This is a genomic window from Pseudarthrobacter sp. 10T415 (genome assembly GCF_056394175.1).
On the sequence record NZ_JBFTHJ010000001.1, the window covers coordinates 25,319 to 46,302 of the forward strand.

A 20,984-nucleotide genomic window follows, 5' to 3' on the forward strand; every position below is an offset into this window, starting at 1 on the left:
GCTGCCGAGCTTTCGAAAGTGACAGGCAGCGGCCCGCGCTCCACATGCAGAAGACCCGGACCGCCTGCGGTCCGGGTCTTCTGTGTATGCCTACGTCAGGCGTACAGCGAGGCGAACCGCCGGTATGCCGCCAGCACACCGGCGTCGTCCGTTCCACGGGGAAGCACGACGGCGTCTGACGCCCAGGCGGGGAAAGCGCCGGTAAGTGCTGCGGCGGCCTGGCGGGCAGCGCCGTCGGCCACGTATTCTCCCGGCCGCGGAATGGCGACGGCCGCCCCCAGCAGCCGGGCCGCGGCATCCTGGACGGCCGCCGACTGTGCGCCGCCGCCCACCAGCACGATGCGCCGGGCTTCCACTCCCTGTTCCAGGAGCGCGGCTAGGCCCCCAGCGAGTGAGCAGACAACGCCTTCGACGGCGGCGCGCGCCACGTTCGCCGGGGTGTAGTTTGCCCGTGTGATGCCGTGCAGGGAACCGGTGGCATCCGGCAGGTTGGGGGTGCGTTCCCCGTCGAAGTACGGCACCAGGGTCAGGCCGCCCGCGCCGGGCTGCGCTGACAGGGCCAGCCGGTTGAATTCGGCCAGGTCCACTCCCAGTAGCGCTGCTGTTGCATCGAATACGCGCGTGGCATTCAGCGTGCAGATGAGGGGCAGGTAGTGCCCCGCCGCATCCGCAAACCCGGCCACCAGTCCGGTTGCATCAGCCGCCGGTGTCTCCGAAACCGCGAAGACGGTGCCGGACGTGCCCAGGGACATCACAACGTCGCCCAGCCCCGCACCAGCACCCAGTGCCGCTGCAGCGTTGTCACCCGCGCCCGCTGCGAGCAGGCTGCCGGCCGGTGTCCTGCCTGCTGCCTCCAGCGGGCCAAGGACCAGCGGCAGTGTCGGGGTGTGGCCAAGCGATGCGGCCACGAGGTCGGGCAGGTACTTTCCCTCCGCCGTCGAGAAGTATCCAGTCCCTGAAGCGTCCGAGCGGTCCGTCACCAGCGCATCAAGCCCAACCGCGCCGCTTCCCGGTCCGTACCCGGCCAGGCGCCAGGTCAGCCAGTCGTGCGGGAGGCAGACGGCGGCAACCCTGGCTGCGTTTTCCGGTTCGTTTTCCCGGAGCCAGTGCAGCTTGGTCAGCGTCAGCGACGCTACCGGGACTGTCCCTGTGGCCTGTGCCCAAAAGCGGGCGCCGGCGGCAGCATCGCCGTCGCCCGCCATGTCGATGAGCTGCGCGGCGGCACCGGCGCTCCGTGTGTCGTTCCACAGCAGGGCAGGGCGGATCACCGCGCCGCCGGCGTCAAGGCAGACCATGCCGTGCTGTTGCCCGGCGACGGAGACGGCGGCGACGTCGTCAAGGCCACCCGCCTGGGCGATCGCCGCCTGGAGGGCGTCCCACCAGTGGACAGGGTGGACCTCGGTGCCCTCGGGGTGTGGCGCGCGGCCCTGCCGGACCAAAACGCCGGTGCCGGCATCGCGGATTACTACCTTGCAGGACTGGGTGGAACTGTCGATTCCCGCGACCAGTGCCATGGTCAGCGGGCGTTGAGGAGGTGCTCGATGGCAAGCTGGTTGAGCCGGACGAACGCGAACGAACGCTCTGCTGCCTTGTCGGCGTCGAAGTCTTCGAATGCGGCGGCGTCGGCGAGCAGGTCTGCGGTGGTTTCTCCGGCGTTGAGGGTGGGTTCGCCGAGTTCGAAGACGCCCGATGCCTTGAGGGCTTCCTGCACCAGCGGGTCCGCGCGGAAGGCCAGCGCCCGTTCCTTGAGCAGGAGGTACATCGCCATGTTGGCCTTGGCGGATTCCCAGACGCCGTCGTAGCCGTCCGTGCGCGACGGCTTGTAGTCGAAGTGGCGCGGGCCGTCGTACTTGGGGCCGCCGCCCGGGAAGCCGTTCTCCAGCAGGTCCACCGTGAAGAAGGCGCTGGTGAGGTCGCCGTGGCCGAAGACGAGGTCCTGGTCGTATTTGATGCCGCGCTGGCCGTTGAGGTCGATGTGGAAGAGCTTGCCGGCCCAGAGCGCCTGGGCAATGCCGTGGGTGAAGTTCAGGCCCGCCATCTGCTCGTGGCCGGTCTCGGGGTTCAGGCCAACGATGTCGCCGTGTTCGAGCTGGGCGATGAAGGCCAGGCCGTGACCGACGGTGGGCAGGAAGATATCTCCGCGGGGTTCGTTGGGCTTGGGCTCGAGCGCGATGCGCAGGTTGTAGCCCTTGTCCTTGATGTAGCCGGCGGCCGTGTCAACGCCTTCCTTCATGCGGTCCAGTGCGGCGGCGAGGTCCTTGGAGCCGTCGTATTCGCTGCCTTCGCGGCCACCCCACATGACGAAAGTCTCTGCGCCGAGCTCTGCCGCGAGGTCAATGTTGCGGAGGACCTTGGACAGGGCGAACCGGCGCACGGAACGGTCGTTGGAGGTGAAGCCGCCGTCCTTGAATACCGGGTGGCTGAACAGGTTGGTGGTGACCATCGGCACGTTGAGCCCGGTGTCGGCGAGTGCCGCGCGGAAGTTCTTGAGGATCAGTTCGCGCTCGGAGGCTGGAGCGTCGAAGGGGACCAGGTCGTTGTCGTGGAAGGTGATGCCATAGGCGCCGAGGTCCGCCAGCTTGTGCACGGCCTCCACTGGGTCAAGGGCCGCGCGGGTGGCCACACCGAAGGGATCGGCTCCGGTCCAGCCCACCGTCCAAAGGCCAAAGGTGAACTTGTCGGCAGGGGTGGGGGAGAGAGTCATGATGCGTCCTTGCGATCGATGGGCCGCGACGTGCGGATGTTTAGTTTATTGCCTGAACTTTATGTGGGGACGTAGGCTGTGGTCAAGGGTCCGGCGGTGCGGACCCACAGATTTTTTTGGCGGGATCCGCAGCGAGGAGTGCCATGAGGTTGCCGGTACCGGCGTCGACGCCCCACGGGCCAGCGGCTCCGGGGACCATGGGGGACGTGCGCAGGAGCAACCTCTCCCTGGTTCTCGGTGCCATCGCCGGTGCGCCCCGGGGAGCGTTCCCCACCAGGGCCCAGGTTGCTGCCGCCACCGGCCTGACCAAGGCGTCCGTCTCAAGCATGGTGACGGACCTCCTGGACGCAGGCCTGGTGCGCGAGGTCGGACTCAATGCACGGGGGGAGCGTGGCCGTCCCGGGGTGGGCCTGGACCTGAACACCAAGCGGGCCGTGATGGGTATGGAGGTCAACGTCGACTACATAGCTGCCGGCGTGATGGACCTTTCCGGGACGGTCCTGTTCCTGGAAGTCCGGGAACGCGACAACCGCGGAAGCCAGCCTGAACCCGTCCTGGAGGCGCTCGCCGTCCTGGCGGCCAAAGCGCGCGGTGACGCGGGGGAGCGCGGCGTAGAAATCCTCGGCGGCGGCCTCGCCGTTCCCGGGCTGGTGCGACCCGGAGGGACGGGAATCCTGACCGCCCCCAACCTGGGGTGGACCGGCGTCGACCTTGACCTTGGTGCGTTGCTTCCGGAAGCGCCGCTGGCCGTCGCCCTGTTCAACGAAGCAAATGCTGCGGCCCTGGCGGAACTCCGGCACAGGCCCGGCACTGATGCGGACTTCCTGTTCGTCTCCGGGGAGGTGGGCGTTGGTGGCGGCCTGGTCCTGGCCGGTGAGCTTTTCACCGGGCCCGAAGGGCACGCCGGCGAAGTGGGACACGTGGTGGTGGACCCTGCAGGAAGCCTCTGCTCGTGCGGAGGGACGGGCTGCCTGGAAACAATTGCCGGCCAGGATGCCATCTTCGCTGCCGCGGGCGTTGAAACCACCGGCGAAAGCCGCTCCGCAGCCATGCGCAGCCTCCTTGCAGCGCTCGCCGCGGGGGACACCCGGGCCATATCCGCCGTCGAACGTGCCGGCAAGTACTTGGGCATTGCCCTCGCCTCAACTGCGCGGGTGGTGGACATCGGTTCGGTGGTGCTCGGCGGCCACTTTGCCGTCCTTGACCAGTGGCTGCGGGCTCCGCTTCTGCGCAGCCTCTCCACGTATGCGCCAGGCAAGCTGGCTCCCGACCATGTTGTCACCTCGGCCGTGGGTGAGGAGGGCGCGCTCCTGGGCGCGGCCGGAAGCGTCCTGCGCTCGCTGGTGGACGCGCCGCACTTGCTGCAGGGCCAGCCGCGGGCAGGTCAGGGGCCTTAACGATCCTGCTCGAGCGTCGGGCCCGGCCCTCACACGGACGCAAGATTCTGGCGGGATTCCTGCGGCCGCTTAAGCAACAGAGGTCCTGGCCTGCATGCGCAAGGCCAGGACCTCTTTTCGGTGCCCCAGGAGGGAATCGAACCCCCGACCGGCGGATTAGAAGGCCGCTGCTCTATCCCCTGAGCTACTGAGGCATCCGGTCTCCGGCCTCTCGGCCAGTGCCTCAAAAAGTTTACCCTGCCCGGGGTGCCGGTGCCGTCATCTGCAGGTGACTCCCCCTCCACATCCGCCTGCGCCGGTGCCTTATGCACATAGCCCAACCTGCCCCTCCTGCCGGCTGCCCGGCGGCGCAATGCTGGTACTGCCTGCACAGGCGCCACCATTGAGACAGGACGTGAAAGATGAAAGACCTAATGACCATCCGGGGCTTCGTGGCCACGGATGTAACGAGTTCCACCACCGGGCGCGGTACCGCGAAAGCATCCTTCCGCGTAGGGGTTACCTCGCGCCGCTTCGACGAGTCCGCCAAGGCATGGGTGGACGAGCACACGAACTGGTTCACCGTTCACGGGTACCGCCAGCTTGCCGGGACCATCGGGTGCAGCATCAGGAAGGGGCAGCCGGTCATCGTAGTCGGGAAACTACGGCTCAGCACGTGGGAGAAGGACGGCCGCGTCTACCATTCGACAGTCATCTACGCCGATGCTGTGGGCCATGACCTTTCGCTCGGCTCCGCAAACTTCACCCGCACGTCGTCCAGGCCCCCGCTGTCCCTGGTGGAGCCACCCGCCGTTCCCGACGACCCCCAGTCAGCCTTGGGCCTGGCCCAGGACGAGGCAGAAGACCACGACTTCGACCATCCCGACGACGACGCCCAACCAGCCGTTGTCATCGAGGACAGCAACGGCGAACTCGCTTCCCTCGATCTCGAAACGGGGGAGCTCGCCGAAGTCTAGGGCCCATCAGCGTTCACCGTCCTGCCATTCCCGGGCGGACGGAACGCGGCACCCCCCGGCCGCATTCCGTCCGCCCGCCACAGGCCGCCGGCGCTCAAGCGGAGCCCACAACCGGATACGGCGGGCCGTGCCATTCTCCCGGGAGGCGGGCCCAACGCCGTATGCCTTCCGGACTGCCCGGTGATGCCGCGACCGGGCGGCAGCCCGGCACATGGCAGAATGACACCATGCGGCACACTGTAACCTCCCGTCTCACCGCCATAACGGGAGTAGCTTTGGTGCTTCTTTTGTCCGGGTGCGTCAGTGGCCCTTCGCCGGCCGGGCCGGGCGTGGACAATCCGGCTATGGACCAGCAGGCGCAGAGGCAGCCGGCCCCTGAACAGCAGGCAAGCACCCCGACTTCCGCCTCTCCGGCAGCGGCGGCTACGCCCAGCGGGCAGGCGCTGGCCACCACATCCGACGCGGACAAAGCCGCCACCGAAGCGATGAAACGCACGGTTACCGAGAGCCTCACCGGGTTGGCCGCGGGCACGCCAAAACCCGCAACTGCCCAGGTCACAGAGGTGCTCACAGCGGCCGGTATTGCCCCCGCAGCGCTTCAGGTATCGCAAAGCCGGACACCAACAGGGCTTGAAGCAGATGCCATCGAAGCCGCCGTGCTGCAGGGAAAGGATTGCGTGATCGGCCAGGTCCGCGAAGGGTCCGTCACCGTGACGGTCCTCCCCGTTCTCGCGAGCGGCAAGTGCTTCGTGGGGTCATGAGGCCAGTGGCACATTCAACGCAAATGTGAGTTATGCCCGCCAACCCACTAGATTTGGAACCATGGCGGAATTTATCTACACAATGACCAAGGCCCGCAAAGCCGTTGGCGAAAAACTCATCCTTGATGACGTAAGCATGTCTTTTTTCCCGGGCGCCAAGATCGGCGTCGTGGGTCCGAACGGTGCCGGTAAGTCCACCATCCTGAAGATCATGGCCGGGCTGGACACCCCATCGAACGGTGAGGCCCGGCTGAGCCCCGGCTACACCGTGGGCATCCTGCTCCAGGAACCGCCCCTGAATGAGGAAAAGACCGTCCTGGGCAACGTCCAGGAGGGTGTGGGCGAGATCTACGGCAAGATCCAGCGCTTCAACGAAATCTCCGAGGAAATGGCCAGCCCCGACGCTGACTACGACACCCTCCTCGACGAGATGGGCAAGCTCCAGGAAGCCATCGACGCAGCAGACGCCTGGGACCTCGACTCCCAGCTGGAACAGGCCATGGACGCCCTCCGCTGCCCGCCGGCTGATGCCGACGTCACCAACCTCTCCGGTGGTGAACGCCGCCGCGTGGCACTGTGCAAGCTCCTGCTGCAGAAGCCTGACCTGCTGCTGCTCGACGAGCCCACCAACCACCTCGACGCCGAAAGCGTCCTGTGGCTCGAACAGCACCTCTCCAGCTACCCCGGCGCTGTGCTCGCCGTCACCCACGACCGGTACTTCCTGGACCACGTGGCCGAATGGATCGCCGAGGTTGACCGCGGCCACCTGTACCCGTACGAGGGCAACTACTCCACGTACCTCGAAAAGAAGCGTGCCCGCCTGGAAGTCCAGGGCAAGAAGGACGCCAAGCAGGCCAAGCGCCTCACCGAGGAACTCGAGTGGGTCCGCTCCAACGCCAAGGGCCGCCAGACCAAGTCAAAGGCCCGTCTGGCCCGTTACGAGGAGATGGCTGCCGAAGCCGACCGGACCCGCAAGCTGGACTTCGAAGAGATCCAGATCCCGCCGGGACCGCGCCTGGGCGGCGTCGTCCTGGAGGCCAAGAACCTCCAGAAGGGCTTCGAGGACCGGACGCTTATCGATGGACTCTCCTTCACCCTGCCGCGCAACGGCATCGTTGGCGTCATCGGCCCCAACGGCGTCGGCAAGACCACGCTGTTCAAGACCATCGTCGGCTTGGAACCGCTCGACGGCGGCGACCTGAAGATCGGCGAGTCCGTCAAGATCTCCTACGCTGACCAGAGCCGTGGCGGCATCGACCCCAACAAGACGCTGTGGGAGGTCGTTTCCGACGGCCTCGACTTCATCCAGGTGGGCAACGTCGAAATGCCGTCCCGCGCCTACGTGGCAGCATTCGGCTTCAAGGGCCCGGACCAGCAGAAGAAGGCCGGTGTGCTCTCCGGTGGTGAGCGCAACCGCCTGAACCTGGCGCTGACCCTGAAGCAGGGTGGCAACCTCCTGCTCCTTGACGAACCCACCAACGACCTCGACGTCGAAACCCTCAGCAGCCTGGAGAACGCGCTGCTCGAATTCCCCGGCTGCGCCGTGGTGGTTTCGCACGACCGCTGGTTCCTGGACCGGGTGGCCACCCACATCCTGGCCTACGAAGGCGACGAGGAGAACCCGTCCAAGTGGTACTGGTTCGAGGGCAACTTCGAGTCCTACGAGGAGAACAAGGTGGAGCGCCTCGGCCCCGACGCCGCCAAGCCCCACCGCGTGACCCACCGCCGCCTGACGCGCGACTAAGTCACTCGCCGGGGCCGCGGCTCCGGGAACAGAAAGGCCGGGGCGGGTGGACAAAAGTCCACCCGCGCCGGCCTTTGCTGTGTGGTGAAGCCCCGCCAGTGGGTGAGAAATAACTCGGCGGGCGGATCCCTACGCCCGGCCGGCCTTGCGGAGCTGGTGCTCCAGTACCTTGGACTGGACGGCCCCTGCAACTTTGCTTTTCAGGTCCGAGGGCACGCGGACCATGCCCTCCTGGGCCACGGAGGCAACGTGCTGACCGGCCCGGTTGAAGATCTTTCCCGTTGCCAGGCCCCGGGCCGACTGTGCACTCGGTGACTCCTGGACGTACAGCAGCCACTCGTCCACGCGCGCCGGGCGGTGCCACCACATCGCGTGGTCCAGGCTGGCCACGTTCATGCCCGGCGTGATCCAGCTGAGGCCGTGGCGCCGCAGGATGGACTCCAGGAGAGTGTAATCACTGGCGTAGGCAAGGGCAGCGCGGTGCAGGTTCGGGTTGTCCGGCATGGGGCCGAAGGTCTTCATCCAGACGGCGTTCGTGGCCTCTTTCTCGCCCGTCGCCGAAACATACAACGGGGGATTGACGTGCCGGATGTCGAACGGCCGTTCATAGGCCCAGTGCCGCGCCACCGGGTGGTCGAACTTCCCCAGCAGGTCTGCCGTGGTGGGGAGGGACTCGGGGTCGGGGATCCCGGCCGGCATCGCGGACTCGTGCTCGATGCCTTCATCCTCAGTCTGGAAGGAGGCGATCATCGACAGGATGGGCGTGCCTTCCTGGTAGGCGTGGACCCGCCGGGCGGAGAACGACCGGCCGTCACGGAGCCGCTGGACACCGAAGGTGATGGGCTTGTTGGCGTCACCGGGCCGGAGGAAGTACCCGTGCATGGAGTGGACAGCGCGGTCCTCCTGCACCGTCCTCGTGGCCGCAACAAGCGACTGTGCCAGCACCTGGCCGCCGAACACCCGGTGGTGCGGCTGCTGCTGGGACGGACCAAGGAAAATATCCTCGTCCGTCCGCGCGCCTTCCAGCTCGCCAAGGTCCAGGAGTTTGATGAGCGACGACGTGGGGTCACCGCCGGGAAGAGCCAGGATTCCGGCTTCGGCTTCAGTCATGGTCTGACTCTAGACGGACCCCCGGCACCGCTCAAACAAGGCGCAGCCGGTAGTGTTCTTGGTGTGTCTGATCTTCTTACTTCGTCCTTCCGCTTCGCCGACCCGCGGGATCTTGCCGACCTGAAGACGTTTGCCACCCGCGCCAAAGCGGTTGACGACGGCGCCATCCGGCTGCAGGCGGCGGGCTCCGTGCTGGCAGCCTACGTCTGCGTGCTGCGGCCGCGGATCCTGGGCGAAGCCACCCCCACCATCCTTGGCCTGCGCACCATGGAGCTTGCCGCGCCGTCGGAAACCGACGTCACGGTGCCGCTGGCAGCGGTCCTGGACCGGCTGGCCCGGGCAGGGGCGGACGACGTCGAATTGCCGGTTCCGCCCACCACCGTCACCGAATCGTGGACGGGCGTGGGCGCCCCGCGGGGCGGCTGGGAGCTGCTGGGTTCGGTTCCGGACGCTGATCTTAAGTCCGCCGCGGAGGCCGGCATCGGTGAGGTGGCCGGCGCAGTGCCCAACAATCCCGGAGCGCTGATGCTGAACAACGCGCGCGCAGCGGTATGGGGCAGGGAACTGGACGCCACCGGCTTGCCGGCCGGTGCTGCGTTTGCCGCCCTTGCCCTGGGCTTCCTCGCCGATGGCGAACAGAAGCTTTACCGGGCCGGCCGCTGGTTCCGCCTTTCCGGCAGCCGCGGCCATGTCCTGGCGCGGACCGGCAGCGGACTCCTCTAGCCCGTTACGCGCCCGACGGACTGTTGATCATGGACAGCGCCGCGCGTTCCATGTACTCCCACAGCGTGCCCTCGTAGAGTGCCGGCAGCTCCAGTGCGTCCACTGCCACGCGCATGTGGAACAGCCAGCGGTCCTTGGCCTCGGGCGTCACCCTGAACGGCATGTGCCGCATCCGGAGCCGGGGATGGCCCCGTTCCTCACCGTACGTGGTGGGCCCGCCCCAGTACTGCTCCAGGAACATGAGGAAGCGACGCTTGGCCGGCCCGAGGTCCTCTTCCGGGTACATGGGGCGCAGCAGGGGGTCGGTTGCCACGCCGTCGTAAAACACATCGATCAGTTTGACGAAGGTGTCGTGGCCGCCCACGGCGTCGTAGAAGCTGTCCGTGTAGGCCGGCTGGCTGAAGGGATCGTTCTGCATCAGCTGGGGCCGCTGCGGCTCAATGGGGAGGCTCATGGCTACTCTCCGGCTTTCTGCTCGGTCTTCGTGTTCTCGACGCCGTGGTCGGAGCTCTGGTCAGTGGTGCCCGTTGGCCCTTCATGCAACGGCACGTAACGGCCCTGGGAACGGTTGCCCACCCGCAGGATCTCACCGTTGCGCAGGTACCAGATGGCGCCGTCGTCGGACCGGACCCGGGTGATGCGCAGGCCCATGGATTCCACCACTCCCACTACCTCACTGGTTTCAATCACGTCGCCTATGCCGAACTGGTCTTCAATGGTGATGAAGATTCCGGCCAGGAAATCGCGGATCAGCTGCTGCGCGCCGAAACCGATGGCCACACCCAGAATGCCCACGCTGGTCAGCAGCGGTGCAATATTGATGTCCAGGTTCTGCAGCACGTACATGCCGGTGATGACCACCACCAAGACGCCCACCACGCTGTTCAGCAGCGAACCGATGGTTTCCGCGCGCTGTACGCGCCGTTCGTGGTCCAGCGCCCGCAGCGCCGGAGCCACCCATTTGAACGTGCGTTTTTTGAAGAAGTTGCTTCCGGCTGCCACGCGGGTGGTGATCCGGGAAATGACGAACGTCGCCACCAGCCAGACGGCGACGCCCACACCGAGGCTGATCACGATCCCGGTAATGCTGATGCCGTCCGGATCGGTGGCGGCGGACGGAAGGACTGACAACATGCTGACCATATGGGGGAAGTGCTCCTTGAAACTTGGCTCTGTTCACCTTCAACCCTAGCGCCGTAGCGTGGAGCAATGCGCATCCTCGTCCTGGGCGGAACCGCCTTCCTGTCAGCAGAAATCGCCCGCCAAGCCGTAGCCGCAGGCCAGCGCGTAACGTGCCTGGCCAGGGGCACGTCCGGGCGGCCGCCGGAGGGTGCGGTGTGGCTGCAGGCCGACCGTTCACTGGGCGCGAACGCCTACGACGACGCGGCCGGGGACTGGGATGCCGTGATCGAAGTGGCACGCGACCCGGCCCTGGCACGCGATGCGCTGGAAAGCCTCGCGGCACGCACTGGACACTGGACGCTGGTGTCCAGCTGTTCGGTGTACGCGGACCATTCGGTGCCCGGCGCCGCGGAGGACGCGGCGCTGCTGCAGCCGCTGCCCGACGGGGAGGCATCGACGCCGGAGACCTACGGCGAGTCCAAATCAGCCATTGAAGCGGCCACCGTGGAAGCAGCCGGCGGCAAGGCCCATATTGTCCGTGCGGGCCTTATCGCCGGCCCGGGCGACGGATCCGACCGCTACGGCTACTGGCCGGCCCGCTTCGCCCGGGACAACACGCCTGTGGTGGTCCCCGGCATCGGCACCGCTCCCACCCAAGTCATCGACGTCCGGGACCTGGCCGCATGGATCCTCAAAGCCGCCGGCCAGGGAACCACGGGAGCCCTGAACGCCTTGGGGGACCAGGTGCCTTTTGCCGCGTACGTGGCTGCATCACGGGAGGCCGCAGGCCACACTGGCCACATCCTGTATGCCCCGCCCGAGTGGCTCGCCGGCCAGGGTATCGCCTACTGGTCGGGGCCGGATTCGCTGCCGTTGTGGCTTCCGCCGGGCCACGACGGGTTCATGGCCCGCAGCAACCAGGCAGCCAGGGACGCGGGGCTGGTGCTGCGCCCCTGGCAGGAAACCATCGCGGACGTCCTGCGGGATGAGCGTGCCCGGGGCCTGCGCCGTCCACGCAATGCCGGGCTGGCACCGGAGACCGAAGCCGGGCTGGTCCGCCTGCTCCGCGCGGGAGAGGGGGCCAGCACCGGCAACGTGGCCTAAGCCACCACTGTGACCGGTTCGTGGCCCACCGGGAAATTGACGCTCCGGGCAATGAAGCAAACTTGGTTCGCCTCATGGTGCAGTGACGCCGCCAGTTCCACCTGCCCCGGGTCCGCCACCGTGACCTGCGGATGCAGGGTCACGCTCTGGAACTGGCCGCTCCCGTCGCGGTTCAGCACCATCTCCCCGGTGGCGTCGTCCCGGTAGTCCGTGACCACCACGCCGTGCTTCACCGCGACGTGGAGGTAGGACAGCATGTGGCACTGCGCCAGGGCGGCCAGTAGCAGCTGCTCCGGGTTGTACCGCTCACGGTCACCGTGGAACGTGGGGTCTGCCGAGCCTTTCAGGACCGGAAGGCCCGGAATGGCGACGTCGTGGTCCCGCGAGTAACCGCGGTAGGACGAGGTCCCATCGCCGCGGTTACCCGTCCACTGGACGGTCAAGGCGAACTTGTGTTCGTGCAGGCCCATGGCTGCGTTCCCTTCCTGTCAGGCGTCCGCGGCGCGGGCGCGCAGTGCCCGGGCCACGCCGTCGCGGTTTTCCAGCATCATCCGGCGCAGCGCAGCGCTCTCCTGCGGGAGTGACGCCAGGAATCCATCCGTGCGGTCCACCGTGGCCTGGGTGGTCAGCAGCGCCGGGTAGAGCCCGACGACGATCTGCTGGGCAAGTGCGTGCGTGCGGGTGGCCACGATGCCCGGGACAGCCGCGAAATACTTCTCCGCGTACGGTTCCAGCAGCGTCCGGTCCAGCACCCGCATGAACCCGGCCACGGCCGAACCCTGCAACGCATTGGAGAGATCGCCCTTGACCACGATCGACTCCCATGCGGCGGCCTTAGCCTCGGGGGTGGGGATGGCAGCCGTGGCCAGGGCAGCAGCGTTCTGCCCGCTGGCGGTCTTGTCCCGCTCCAGCTCGGCGTCGATTCCGTCCTGGCCGAGCCTGCCGCCGGCCACCAGGGACGCCACCAGTTCCCAGCGCAGGTCCTGGTCCACGGTGAGCCCATCCAAAGCGACTGACCCGTCCAGGAGCCCGGCCACCCGGTCCAGCTGGGAAGTGCTGCCGGCCAGCAGGGCAAAGGACTTAGCGAACTGGAGCTGCGCGTCGGATCCGCCGGGAACTTCCTGCGCCAGGTCCCAGAGCCGGTCCACGGCCGCGGCGGTGGTGGCTTCGCGGTGTTCCTCGGCCACGTAGAAGTTCAGCGTGGTGGCAAGCTGGCGCAGCTGCACCAGGATGACGGAGGAATCCGTTTCTGCGGCCACGTTGGCGAGGACCAGCTCCACGTAGGCACGCGCCGGAGTTTCGCCGTCCCGGGCTGCGTCCCACGCCGAATTCCAGACCAGCGTCCGCGGCAGGCTTTCCTGGAAGTCCTTCAGGTGGGCCGTCGCGGTGGCCAAGGACTTCGGGTCGAGGCGGACTTTGGCGTAGGCGAGGTCGTCGTCGTTGACCAGGATGAGGTCCGGCTGCTTGAGCCCGGCCAGGGCAGGGACGTCGGTGCGTTCGCCGTCGACGTCCAGTTCCTCGCGGTGCACGCGTTCAAGCTTGCCGGCGGCATTCAGGTTGTAGAACCCCACAGCCAGCCGGTGCGGGCGGATGGTGGGCCACTCGGGCACGGCGGACTGCAGGATGGCAAAGGAGCGCAGCGTCCCGTCGGAGTCCACGTCGAGTTCGGGAACCAGGGTGTTCACTCCGGCGGTCTCCAGCCACTGCTGTCCCCAGCCGTCCAGGTCGCGGCCGCTGGCCTTTTCGAGCTCCACCAGCAGGTCGCTCAGCTCGGTGTTGGCCCAGGAGTGCTTGGCAAAGTATTCCCGAACGCCGGCCATGAACTGTTCCGGACCCACCCAGGCCACCAGCTGCCGCAGGACCGAGGCGCCCTTGGCGTAGGTGATGCCGTCGAAGTTCACCTCGACGTCCTGCAGGTCGTTGATCTCAGCGAAGATCGGGTGGGTGGTGGGCAGCTGGTCCTGGCGGTAGGCCCAGGACTTCTCCACCGAGGCGAAAGTGGTCCAGGCGCTGGTGAAGGACGTGGCCTCCACGGCCGCCAGGTGGGACATGTACTCGGCGAAGGACTCGTTCAGCCACAAATCGTTCCACCACCGCATGGTCACCAGGTCGCCGAACCACATGTGCGCGAGCTCGTGCAGCACCGTGATGGCGCGCCGTTCAATCTGCGCCCCCGTCACCTTGCTCCGGAAGACATACCCCTCCAGGATGGTCACGGCACCGGCGTTCTCCATGGCGCCGGCGTTGAACTCCGGCACGAACAGCTGGTCGTACTTCTCGAACGGGTAGGGGCAGCCGAACTGTGCTTCGAAGAAACCGAAACCCTGCCGCGTGAGTTCGAAGATGTTGTCCGCATCCAGGTACTGCATCAGCGACTTGCGGGCAAAAACGCCCAGCGGGATGACCCGCCCGTCGGAACTTGTGACCTCGCTGCGGACCGACTGGTAGGGGCCCGCGATCAGGGCTGTCACATAGGAGGACAGCCGGGGCGTCGGTGCGAAGGTCCACACCGAGCGGGCTCCGCCGTCTTCGGAGGGAGAAGTTTCGGCCGGTGTTGGCGTGGGGGAGTTCGAGATGACGTCCCAGTGCGAGGGCGCGGTGACCGTGAAGGCAAACGTCGCCTTGAGGTCCGGCTGCTCGAAGACGGCAAACATCCTGCGGGAATCGGGCACTTCAAACTGCGTGTACAGGTAGACCTCGTTGTCCACGGGGTCAACGAAACGGTGCAGGCCCTCGCCGGTGTTCATGTACGGTGCATCCGCCACCACCGTCAGCTCATTGTGTTCCTGCAGGCCGGGCAGCTGGATCCGCACGCCGTCGGCCACAGCGGCGGGGTCCAGGCTCTGGCCGTTCAGGGTCACGCTGTGCACCGTGTGCGTCACGGCGTCGATGAACGTCTCAGCCCCGGCAACGGCCCCGAATTTCACGGTCGTGGTGCTGCCGAACACCTCACTGCCGCGGGTCAGGTCCAGGCTCACCTCGTAGGACTCGACAGTTATCAGTTCGGCGCGGGCGCGGGCTTCATCGCGCGTCAGGTTCATGCCTGGCAAGGAGACCTCCAGAAGACGTTGGCTGCTGCGGCGCCGGCGGTAGCCGGCTCCGGCTCTGATCATTCTTGCACTGCCCGACCCCTGGCACGTTGCGCAGGTCACGTCCCCGGCACACCTTTCGCTCCGGTCCCTCCGGGAGTGCCCGCCGGCGGGGGTAGCGTTAATCCATGGGAAAGATTCTGGACAGGGTGGACCGGAAGGCGCTGCGTTTCGCCATCGGCTTCCCCGTGCTCCTGGCCGGTGCGTTCGTGTTCTGCGCGTCGCTGCTGCGGCGTGACCTTCCGGAGCCGCTCGCCATCCAGTGGACGGCCGACGGCGGTGCCGCCTTTGCGCCATACGGCATCTACGTGGGCTGGGGCGCAGCCATGATCCTGGCCACCGGGTGGCTGGTCCTCTCGCAGGCACTTCCCCTGTCCCGCCCGGCCATCATGCGCCGGATCATGATGGGCGTCGGACTGTTCCTGTGCCTCTTTGTCACCACCGTGCTGGCTGCCGGCCTGGTGGGGCAGGCCGGCGTGACCGATGCCCGCAATTCGCACGTCGACGCGACGGTCCTGGCGCTGGGAAGCGGGGCGGCGGTTTCTTTGGGCGTCACCCTGGCCATGGTCTACAAGGCGGACCAGCACTGGTCCGTTGATGACGACCGGGCGCTCCAGCGCACACTGACCCGTGAAGCCGACCCCGACCTCACAGCGGACACCGTCCGGTTGTGGGTGCACGCGCGCAGCTCGGTCTTCGTCATGATCGGCATCGCATCACTGTTCCCCGCCGCGCTCATCGCCATCGCGCTGCCCTGGCTCGGTGGCCTCCTGGTACTCCTCGCGGTGGTGGGAGCGGGCTTCCTCTTCGCCCGGGTGAAGGCGGACAGATACGGGCTGAAGGTCCTCCTGGCGGGCGTCCTGCCGGTCATGGATGTTCCGGCCGGATCCATCACCGCCGCCAGCGCAGCAGACCTGAAGGCAGCAGACTACGGCGGGTGGGGCTACCGGCACCACGGCGGCACCGACGCCATGCTGGTGGGCAGCGGCCCCGCCGTCGTCGTCAGCAAAACCGACGGCCGCCGCCTTGCCGTCAGCGGCGGCAGCCAGGCATCCGCCGCGCGCCTTGCCGACGTCCTCACCCGGGTAGCCGCCAGGGCCCGGAAGGGCGGAAACCCGTCATCAGGCGGGCAAGCCCCGGGCTCCTAGTATTCTTGTCCGTGTTGTTTCCCGGGCCGGCGCCCACCCCGCCGGCCGCCAGTGCCGCCAAACCGAACGGAACCTGAACGTGACCTCATCCCCTTCCTTCCCGCGGGTCCACATCGCCACCGACCATGCAGGAATGGAGCTCAGCGCCCACCTGGTCTCCCACCTCACTGCCAAGGGCTACGACGTGGTGGACCACGGACCCAAGGCCTACGACGCCCAGGACGACTACCCGTCCTTCTGCATCAACGCAGCCCTCGCCGTCGTGGCCGACCAGCAGGCAGGCGTCCACGCCCTGGGCATCGTGCTGGGCGGCTCGGGCAATGGCGAGCAAATCGCGGCCAACAAGGTCAAGGGCGTCCGGGCAGCACTGGCGTGGAACCTCTCCACCGCCACCCTGGCCCGTGAACACAACGACGCCAACGTGGTGGCCGTCGGCGGCCGCCAGCACTCCGTGGAGGAAGCCACCGGGCTGATCGAGGCGTTCCTGGCAGAGCCGTTCAGTAACGACGAACGCCACGTCCGCCGGATCGGCAAAATCGCGGCCTACGAAACCACCGGCGAGGTCATCGAGTAGTGCCGGAAGGCCACTCCGTCCGCCGGCTGGCCCGCCAGTTCGGGGACGTCTTCACGGGAGAGCGCCTCGCTGTCTCCAGCCCGCAGGGCAGGTTCAGCGGGGGAGCGGCCCTGCTGGACGGCCACGCCCTGGTGGCCGCCGAAGCACACGGCAAGCACCTGTTCCTGCACTTCGACAACGCCCTGGTGTTGCACGTGCACCTTGGCCTATACGGCGCGTGGAGCTTTGGCGGTGACCGGACGTTCACCGGTTCTTCCAGCATTGGCGCGCCCCGCCGGGTAGGGGAGCAGGAGTCCCCCGCAGGCAGCGAAGCCGACGACGGGGACTCCTACGCGGGGCCGCCCGCCCCCGTGGGCGCCGTCCGGGTCCGGCTGGCCAGCGGCCATGGCTGGGCTGATCTGCGGGGTGCCACGACGTGCGAAACCATCACTGCCGCTGAAACCGATGCCGTGCTGGCACGCCTGGGGCCGGATCCACTCCGGAACCTGCGCGGTGACGCTGGCCGCTTCGCCAGGAACCTCCGCACCCGCAGGACTCCCGTCGCCGCGCTGCTCATGGACCAGAAGATCATCGCCGGCGTGGGCAACGTCTACCGTGCCGAGGTCCTGTTCCGCCGCCGGCTGGACCCCTGGATGCCGGGGACGGACGTAACGGAACCGGACGCCCGGAACCTGTGGCGCGACGTCGTCAGCGTCATGACCGATGGCGTGGCGGACGGCAGGATCATCACCACGCCGCCGCGGTACTGGGCAGTCAACGGCACCACGGCGGCCAAAGCTGCGCGTGCCGGGCGGGACGTTCCGGCCAAGAGCGGCAGCTTTCCGCGCGGCGAGGACGCCCATTATGTCTATAAGCGACAGGGGCTGCCATGCCGGGTCTGCCGCACCCTGGTGCTGATCGCCGAACTCGCGGGCCGCAACCTGTACTGGTGCCCGTCCTGCCAGCAGCCGCAGGAATAACAGCTGCCCGCCCGGGCCGAAACAGGGCACTTTGGCGCGGACATGCCGGGCAGCACAGTGCTTTTGGCCCGGGCTGGCCGGCATAGTGCCCCACGACCACACGCAGGCAGCATTAAAAAGCAAAGGCCCCTCCGAGGAGGGGCTTTGCTGCTTGGAGGGGACGACGGGAATCGAACCCGCGTAATCAGTTTGGAAGACTGAGGCTTTACCATTAAGCTACGTCCCCGAAGGAAGCTCCGTTTCCGCGGAATCTTCGGGCTGGCTGTTCAAGCCGGATACAACTAAACCTAATCCATGGCCCACGTGTCAAATGTGCATTCGCGACGCGTATCACCGTAGACTTGCCTGTGCACTTACGGGGTGTAGCTCAGCTTGGCTAGAGCGCCTGCTTTGGGAGCAGGAAGTCGCAGGTTCAAATCCTGTCACCCCGACTCTGCGGCCCGGCCACTCGGATCGGGCAGGAACATTGCGTTTCGCAGAGACCCATCCCACAATCCCAGGAGTACTTAGACCGTGAAGAGCGCTGTCGAGAACCTCACCCCCACGCGGGTCAAGCTCAACGTTGAGGTTCCCTTTGAGGAACTGAAGCCCAGCATCGACTCGGCTTACAAGACCGTAGCTTCGCAGATCCAGGTCCCTGGGTTCCGTAAGGGCAAGGTCCCCGCAAAGCTCATCGACCAGCGCGTCGGCCGCGGCTATGTCCTCGAAACCGCCATCAACGATGGCCTCAACGGCTGGTACCAGGCTGCCGTGCAGGAATCAGGCATCCGCCCGCTGAGCCGCCCCGAGGTTGAGATCACCGAGGTTCCGGACCCGTCCGCCACCGACGGCGGCCTGAAGTTCGCAGCCGAGGTTGACGTCCGTCCCGAGATCGAGCTGCCCGACTACGCCGGCATCAAGGTTGAGGTTGCCGCCGCTGAGTCATCCGACGAAGACGTTGACAAGGCCCTGGACGAACTCCGCGGCCGCTTCGGCACGCTGAAGTCAGTGGACCGCCCGGCCGCCGATGGCGACTTCCTCACCATCGACATCACCGCCACGATCGACGGCGAAGAGGTTGACTCCGCTGCAGGCCTGTCCTACCAGGTAGGCGCCGGCACCATGCTTGAGGGTATGGACGGGGCCGTTACCGGCCTCAGCGTCGACGAAGATGCGATCTTCGACACCACCCTGGTGGGCGGCGACCACGCCGGCGAAGCCGCACAGGTGAAGGTTGCCGTCAAGGCCGTCAAGGAGCGCGAGCTGCCTGAGGCCAACGACGACTTCGCCCAGCTGGCTTCCGAGTTCGACACCCTCGCCGAACTGCGCGAAGACCTGGCCAAGCAGGCCGCTGAGTCCAAGGTTGTGGAGCAGGGCGTCGAGGCCCGCGACAAGGTCCTGGACAAGCTCGTTGAGCTTGTCGAGGTTCCCGTGCCGGACAGCGTTGTCGAAGAGCAGCTCGAGGCCCACTTCAAGGAAGGCAACGGCCACGGCGAAGGCGAGCACGACACCGAGGAGCACCGTGAGGAAGTGCGTGCAAACACCGCCCGCGCTTTCCAGAACGAGATCATCCTCGACGCCATCGCCGAGAAGGAAGAAGTCGACGTCAGCCAGAACGAGCTGATCGACTACATCGTCACCACGGCCAGCCAGTACGGCATGGACCCCAACCAGTTCGCCCAGATCATCGATCAGAGCGGCCAGGTCCCCATGATGGTTTCCGAGGTCCGCCGCCGCAAGGCACTGGCAGTTGTGCTGGGCCAGGCCACGGTCACCGACTCCGAAGGCAACACCGTTGACCTGAGTGACTTCGTCCGCCCCGGCGGCGAAGAGGAAGCTCCGGCCGCCGACGCCGAGGTCACCGAGGCTGACGCCGCGGAGGGCGAAGCCACCGAGGCTCCTGCCGAGGACGAGAAGGCTGACGCCAAGGCATAGCCTCCACACAGGCATGTTCGAACGGCCCCCGGATCTTCTGATCCGGGGGCCGTTCGCGTTGAAACCCCGGGGCAGGGCGCCGGGTGCCGGCATCGTGCGCCGTCAGCGAACAGCCGCAGGGGCGCGAACAAAATGTCGGTGAAACCGGTTAGTGTCCAAGTAGTGATTTTCAGTGATGTCACCGTCACCAGCGAGAGGTAAGTAAACATGTCACAGCACCAAGAGGCCCCCCGGATGGCGACCGTCGATCCCGCAGCCCAGGACAACTACATTTACAACCGACTCCTGAAGGAGCGCATCATCTGGCTCGGGTCGGAGGTGCGTGACGACAACGCCAACGCCATCTGCTCGCAGCTGCTGCTCCTCTCCGCCGAGAACCCTGAGAAGGACATCTACCTGTACATCAACTCTCCCGGCGGATCCGTGACGGCCGGCATGGCCATCTACGACACCATGCAGTTCATCCCCAACGACGTCGTCACCGTGGCTACCGGCCTTGCCGCTTCCATGGGGCAGTTCCTGCTGTCCTCCGGCACCAAGGGCAAGCGCTACGCGACCCCCAACGCCCGCGTCCTGATGCACCAGCCCTCGGGCGGCATCGGCGGCACGGCCTCGGACATCAAGATCCAGGCTGAGCTCATCCTGCACATGAAGAAGGTCATGGCAGAGCTGACCGCCGACCAGACCGGCCAGACCGTTGAGACCATCCTCAAGGACAACGACCGCGACAAGTGGTTCACGGCCGCCGAAGCGCTCGAGTACGGCTTCTTCGACAAGATCGCCGCGCACGCGGGCTCCGTCTCCGGCGGCGGCGGAACCTCCAACGGCTCCGGCCAGTCGTCCTCCGAGAACTAATTCCCGGCTACCAGAACCCTTTCGATCAGGAGCAATAACTATGAACTACAACTTCGGGTGGTCTGCCGGTAATCTTCCGTCCAGCCGCTACGTCCTGCCGCAGTTCGAGGAACGCACACCTTACGGCTTCAAGCGCCAGGACCCGTACACCAAGCTCTTCGAGGACCGCATCATCTTCCTCGGTGTACAGGTGGACGACGCCTCGGCCGATGACATCATGGCCCAGCTGCTGGTGCTCGAGTCCACTGACCCGGACCGCGACATCACCCTGTACATCAACTCTCCCGGCGGCTCGTTCACGGCAATGACTGCCATCTACGACACCATGCAGTACATCCGCCCGGAGATCCAGACGGTGTGCCTGGGCCAGGCCGCCAGCGCCGCAGCCGTCCTGCTCGCTGCAGGTACCCCGGGCAAGCGCCTGGCACTGCCCAACGCCCGCGTCCTGATCCACCAGCCCGCCCTGTCCGGCGGCCAGGGCGGGCAGGCATCGGACCTCGAGATCCAGGCGGCCGAAGTGATGCGCATGCGGTCCTGGCTCGAGGACACCCTCGCCCACCACTCCGGCCGGACGTCCGAGCAGGTCAACAACGACATCGAGCGCGACAAGATCCTGACCGCGGCAGAGGCACAGTCCTACGGCCTGATCGACCAGGTCCTGGATTCACGCAAGATCAAACCTCAGGCAATTACGAGGTAGCAGTACCCAAAAGGCCGGCGGGGCCAGTTCATTTTGGCCCCGCCGGCCTTTTCCTTCCACCCTTGGGAGCCAATGTGACCTAGAGTGGAAGTTGTCACAAACCGGCCCGCACGGTCCGGGGAAG

General features: G+C 66.8%; 19 protein-coding genes and 3 tRNA genes. 13 read left to right on the forward strand and 9 right to left on the reverse strand.

Features of this window, described 5'->3' with window-relative positions:
• Positions 1–95: 95 nt before the first annotated feature.
• Both xylB and xylA read right to left on the reverse strand, forming a co-directional pair.
• Entirely contained in the window at positions 96–1,514 is a 1,419-nt protein-coding gene (xylB, locus tag AC1DBN_RS00150; protein ID WP_477722403.1) for a xylulokinase, read from the reverse strand.
• Between the two features lie 2 nt (positions 1,515–1,516).
• Positions 1,517–2,704 carry a xylose isomerase gene (gene xylA / locus AC1DBN_RS00155; protein ID WP_091720811.1) on the reverse strand — a complete coding sequence of 396 codons (1,188 nt, stop codon included), beginning with the start codon at positions 2,702–2,704 and terminating at the stop codon, positions 1,517–1,519.
• Positions 2,705–2,901: 197 nt separating this feature from the next.
• Here xylA and AC1DBN_RS00160 point away from each other — a divergent pair, with 197 nt between their 5' ends.
• Entirely contained in the window at positions 2,902–4,101 is a 1,200-nt protein-coding gene (locus tag AC1DBN_RS00160; RefSeq protein ID WP_477722529.1) for an ROK family transcriptional regulator, read from the forward strand.
• Positions 4,102–4,222: 121 nt separating this feature from the next.
• On the opposite strand, the gene AC1DBN_RS00165 is transcribed toward AC1DBN_RS00160, so the two are convergent.
• Positions 4,223–4,295: transfer RNA gene (locus AC1DBN_RS00165), tRNA-Arg, on the reverse strand.
• Between the two features lie 207 nt (positions 4,296–4,502).
• Here AC1DBN_RS00165 and AC1DBN_RS00170 point away from each other — a divergent pair.
• The 3 genes from AC1DBN_RS00170 (at position 4,503) to ettA (ending at position 7,562) form a co-directional block, all read left to right on the forward strand.
• Complete coding sequence (locus AC1DBN_RS00170; RefSeq protein ID WP_477722404.1) at positions 4,503–5,057, forward strand: single-stranded DNA-binding protein; 555 nt, start codon at positions 4,503–4,505, stop codon at positions 5,055–5,057.
• Between the two features lie 344 nt (positions 5,058–5,401).
• Positions 5,402–5,818, forward strand: a complete 417-nt coding sequence (locus AC1DBN_RS00175; protein ID WP_477722405.1) for a DUF6993 domain-containing protein — start codon at positions 5,402–5,404, stop codon at positions 5,816–5,818.
• 61 nt (positions 5,819–5,879) lie between these two features.
• Positions 5,880–7,562, forward strand: a complete 1,683-nt coding sequence (gene ettA, locus AC1DBN_RS00180) for an energy-dependent translational throttle protein EttA (protein WP_056079796.1) — start codon at positions 5,880–5,882, stop codon at positions 7,560–7,562.
• Between the two features lie 129 nt (positions 7,563–7,691).
• Here the strand turns inward: ettA and AC1DBN_RS00185 are convergent, their stop codons facing one another.
• Positions 7,692–8,672, reverse strand: a complete 981-nt coding sequence (locus AC1DBN_RS00185; RefSeq protein ID WP_477722406.1) for an acyl-CoA thioesterase — start codon at positions 8,670–8,672, stop codon at positions 7,692–7,694.
• Between the two features lie 63 nt (positions 8,673–8,735).
• Between AC1DBN_RS00185 and AC1DBN_RS00190 the strand changes: the two genes are divergently transcribed.
• Positions 8,736–9,395 carry a DUF8185 domain-containing protein gene (locus AC1DBN_RS00190; protein WP_477722407.1) on the forward strand — a complete coding sequence of 220 codons (660 nt, stop codon included), beginning with the start codon at positions 8,736–8,738 and terminating at the stop codon, positions 9,393–9,395.
• Positions 9,396–9,399: 4 nt separating this feature from the next.
• Here the strand turns inward: AC1DBN_RS00190 and AC1DBN_RS00195 are convergent, their stop codons facing one another.
• Both AC1DBN_RS00195 and AC1DBN_RS00200 read right to left on the reverse strand, forming a co-directional pair.
• Positions 9,400–9,849: a globin gene (locus AC1DBN_RS00195; RefSeq protein ID WP_314216698.1), complete on the reverse strand. Its 450-nt coding sequence runs from the start codon at positions 9,847–9,849 to the stop codon at positions 9,400–9,402.
• Between the two features lie 2 nt (positions 9,850–9,851).
• Positions 9,852–10,538: a mechanosensitive ion channel family protein gene (locus AC1DBN_RS00200; protein ID WP_426763137.1), complete on the reverse strand. Its 687-nt coding sequence runs from the start codon at positions 10,536–10,538 to the stop codon at positions 9,852–9,854.
• 66 nt (positions 10,539–10,604) lie between these two features.
• On the opposite strand from AC1DBN_RS00200, the gene AC1DBN_RS00205 reads away from it, so the two are divergent.
• On the forward strand, positions 10,605–11,621 hold the full coding sequence (locus tag AC1DBN_RS00205; protein ID WP_314216695.1) for an NAD-dependent epimerase/dehydratase family protein: 1,017 nt from the start codon (positions 10,605–10,607) through the stop codon (positions 11,619–11,621).
• Here AC1DBN_RS00205 and AC1DBN_RS00210 read toward each other — a convergent pair.
• Together AC1DBN_RS00210 and pepN are read right to left on the reverse strand one after the other, a co-directional pair.
• Positions 11,618–12,091 (reverse strand): OsmC family protein, encoded by a 474-nt coding sequence (locus AC1DBN_RS00210; RefSeq protein WP_477722408.1) that lies wholly within the window; start codon positions 12,089–12,091, stop codon positions 11,618–11,620. The two genes, AC1DBN_RS00205 and AC1DBN_RS00210, sit on opposite strands and share 4 nt — an antisense overlap.
• An 18-nt stretch (positions 12,092–12,109) precedes the next feature.
• On the reverse strand, positions 12,110–14,662 hold the full coding sequence (gene pepN, locus AC1DBN_RS00215) for an aminopeptidase N (protein ID WP_314216703.1): 2,553 nt from the start codon (positions 14,660–14,662) through the stop codon (positions 12,110–12,112).
• A 176-nt stretch (positions 14,663–14,838) separates the two neighbouring features.
• Here pepN and AC1DBN_RS00220 point away from each other — a divergent pair, with 176 nt between their 5' ends.
• The 3 genes from AC1DBN_RS00220 to AC1DBN_RS00230 all read left to right on the forward strand — a co-directional run bounded on the left by AC1DBN_RS00220 (position 14,839) and on the right by AC1DBN_RS00230 (position 17,391).
• On the forward strand, positions 14,839–15,858 hold the full coding sequence (locus tag AC1DBN_RS00220) for a hypothetical protein (protein ID WP_314216691.1): 1,020 nt from the start codon (positions 14,839–14,841) through the stop codon (positions 15,856–15,858).
• 79 nt (positions 15,859–15,937) lie between these two features.
• The gene (locus tag AC1DBN_RS00225; protein WP_091720779.1) at positions 15,938–16,432 is read left to right on the forward strand and encodes a ribose-5-phosphate isomerase; all 495 of its coding nucleotides are present in this window, start codon (positions 15,938–15,940) and stop codon (positions 16,430–16,432) included.
• Complete coding sequence (locus AC1DBN_RS00230; RefSeq protein ID WP_314216690.1) at positions 16,432–17,391, forward strand: Fpg/Nei family DNA glycosylase; 960 nt, start codon at positions 16,432–16,434, stop codon at positions 17,389–17,391. Before AC1DBN_RS00225 ends, AC1DBN_RS00230 begins: the two co-directional genes overlap by 1 nt.
• Positions 17,392–17,543: 152 nt before the next feature.
• Here AC1DBN_RS00230 and AC1DBN_RS00235 read toward each other — a convergent pair.
• A tRNA-Gly gene (locus tag AC1DBN_RS00235) sits at positions 17,544–17,617 on the reverse strand.
• A 130-nt stretch (positions 17,618–17,747) separates the two neighbouring features.
• On the opposite strand from AC1DBN_RS00235, the gene AC1DBN_RS00240 reads away from it, so the two are divergent.
• From AC1DBN_RS00240 to AC1DBN_RS00255, 4 genes are all read left to right on the forward strand, one after another.
• Positions 17,748–17,822: transfer RNA gene (locus AC1DBN_RS00240), tRNA-Pro, on the forward strand.
• 82 nt (positions 17,823–17,904) lie between these two features.
• Positions 17,905–19,305 carry a trigger factor gene (gene tig, locus AC1DBN_RS00245; protein ID WP_477722409.1) on the forward strand — a complete coding sequence of 467 codons (1,401 nt, stop codon included), beginning with the start codon at positions 17,905–17,907 and terminating at the stop codon, positions 19,303–19,305.
• A gap of 234 nt (positions 19,306–19,539) precedes the next feature.
• On the forward strand, positions 19,540–20,160 hold the full coding sequence (locus tag AC1DBN_RS00250; protein ID WP_015937344.1) for an ATP-dependent Clp protease proteolytic subunit: 621 nt from the start codon (positions 19,540–19,542) through the stop codon (positions 20,158–20,160).
• A gap of 40 nt (positions 20,161–20,200) precedes the next feature.
• The gene (locus AC1DBN_RS00255) at positions 20,201–20,860 is read left to right on the forward strand and encodes an ATP-dependent Clp protease proteolytic subunit (protein ID WP_015937343.1); all 660 of its coding nucleotides are present in this window, start codon (positions 20,201–20,203) and stop codon (positions 20,858–20,860) included.
• The last annotated feature ends 124 nt before the right edge of the window (positions 20,861–20,984 follow it).